The 2,043-nt window shown below is 60.4% G+C and carries 3 protein-coding genes; all 3 read left to right on the forward strand.

All coding sequences use genetic code 11. The features are described 5' to 3' along the window. The first annotated feature begins 399 nt into the window (after nt 1–399). A complete protein-coding gene (locus CZ674_RS04690) occupies nt 400–819 on the forward strand; it encodes a DUF3846 domain-containing protein (protein WP_159456897.1) in 420 nt (139 codons plus the stop codon). Nucleotides 820–900: 81 nt separating this feature from the next. After that, nucleotides 901–1,353 (forward strand): hypothetical protein, encoded by a 453-nt coding sequence (locus CZ674_RS04695; RefSeq protein WP_086991380.1) that lies wholly within the window; start codon nt 901–903, stop codon nt 1,351–1,353. Between the two features lie 101 nt (nt 1,354–1,454). Next, nucleotides 1,455–1,901, forward strand: a complete 447-nt coding sequence (locus CZ674_RS04700) for a hypothetical protein (protein ID WP_086991381.1) — start codon at nt 1,455–1,457, stop codon at nt 1,899–1,901. Nucleotides 1,902–2,043 lie beyond the last annotated feature (142 nt).

Here is a 2,043-nt window from a genome sequence, read left to right on the forward strand (position 1 = left end):
CGGTGCCTGCCCCAGCGCTGCGCGCTGAGGACAATCGGGCGGCAAGCCGCCCGAGACGCGGGGTCGCCGGCTGCGCCGGCTGGGCACCGTCCGGCTGCACCGTCCGGCTGCGCCGATCGGTGCCATATCGACTGCGCTCGTTTTCGCTGCTCATCGCTATTCACCTTTTTGCGCTGTTGAGTCGATAGCCGATATCCCCGCCTACGCCGCTCCTGCAGGCTCTAGGGCTGGACTGTGGGGCTTCTCTGCTACATCGTGCGTGTGTGCTGTTGCCTCCCCTGTGTGCGCCGCGCGCGGCGCTGAAACCACGACGATGACATGCGGGTCTTCGCGCTCGTGTCAGAGGTTGCCGGTAACTTTATAGATGTCAGATCGAGTAACTATCTACAGGAGGAAATCATGAACACCACCATCACCGGCCTTCGGGTCACGACCGACGGCGATGTCTCGCGCATTGCGATTCCCTACGACGCAGAGCGTGGGATCGCGTCTCTCGAGACCATGTACGAACTGATCGACTGCCGCACTGTGGAGTGCGTCACGCTGTGGGACTCCATCGATATGTGGGCGGATGAAGAGGGTCTGCTGACAGGCTCCCCCGTGCTCAATCCACTGGCAACGACCTTCGCGTCGGTATCCAGCCGGTACTTCCGGCCAATCTTTGGCAACGTCCTGCTGCTTGGCTCGAACGAAACCACTGGCGACACACTCAGTCTCGATATGGATGCCCTGCTGAACTACTGCCAACTGGCTCCTCTCTCCGACTGGCTGCCTGAACTCGAGCACGCCGCACGCGCGGAGACCGTACCGACCACCTAGCACCGACCCGGCGGCCTCGTGTCAGAGGTCGCCGGTAACTTTATACATGTCAGATCGATTATCCCAACCGAGGAGGAACCCATGAACACCGAAATCACCACCGCCACCATCGGCGCCGAAACCCCCGAACAGGCAGTCGCACGCCTCACCGCCGAAGCAGAACGCCTCGAGGCCGAGATCCGCGTACTCAACACCACACAGATCGAATCCTGGGACGACCCCCGAGTCGCCGCACTAGGAGAGAAACTGTACGAGTCGGCCATCAGCGAAGGCGTGCGACGGGAATACGAAACCATGGCAAACGCCGTGGGACTCCCCCGGCCTCGAGCTCCATACCGAGTCCACATGCGCATCAGCCTCGAATACCCCGTCATCGTCGAAGCAATGTCCGAAGAAGATGCGCAAGCACAAACACTCGAAGCAATGCGCGAAAACGGCTCACACGAATGGCTTGCCGAGCAGTCGGGAATCAGCATCCCCCCTGGCATCCACAACCTGGCCGTGTCACCACGACTGGCCAACCGCATCGACTAACCCACCCGTGAGCCGGTCACACCGACCGGCTCACTACGGTGTCAGAGGTTGCCAGTAACTTTATACATGTCAGATCGATTACCCCAACCGAGGAGGAAAACATGAACACCACCACACTGGCAACCACCACCAGCACCAGCACGCACCTCGCCACCGAACTCACCCGCCGCGTCGCACACCTCAAAGCACAAGCAGCACACCTCAACACCGGCGACATCGACGCCAGCGACCACCGCCTCATCACCCTCTGGTCACAAACCGGCGAACTCGCCGACGAACACAACATGTGCAGCATGTACGACAGCATCGTCCGCGAACACGGCGGCATCACCCGAGAACGCGACTACACAGTCGGAATCGACGTCACCATCACAGCAACCATCTCCATCACCCACACCGTCACCGCCCAGAACGAAGACGACGCACAGAACATCGCCCGCGAGGAGACCGACATCTCAGTCATCGAAGACCACATAACCGACATCTACAACGTCGACTTCCCCTACGAAATCGACAGCTGGGAACCCTACGAGGCCGAGGAAGCCTAACGACCGTGGGGGAGGTCAACACCTCCCCCACAACCGGCCGTCAACAGGGGGTTGACATCGCCCGACCACATCGATAAACTAGACACGTCAGATCGATAAAGGAGAAACAATGCACAACCGCGCACCACCCCAAAAACCACCA

It is taken from the genome of Agrococcus casei LMG 22410 (assembly GCF_900163565.1).
In the GTDB taxonomy this organism is placed as follows: Bacteria; Actinomycetota; Actinomycetes; order Actinomycetales; family Microbacteriaceae; genus Agrococcus; species Agrococcus casei.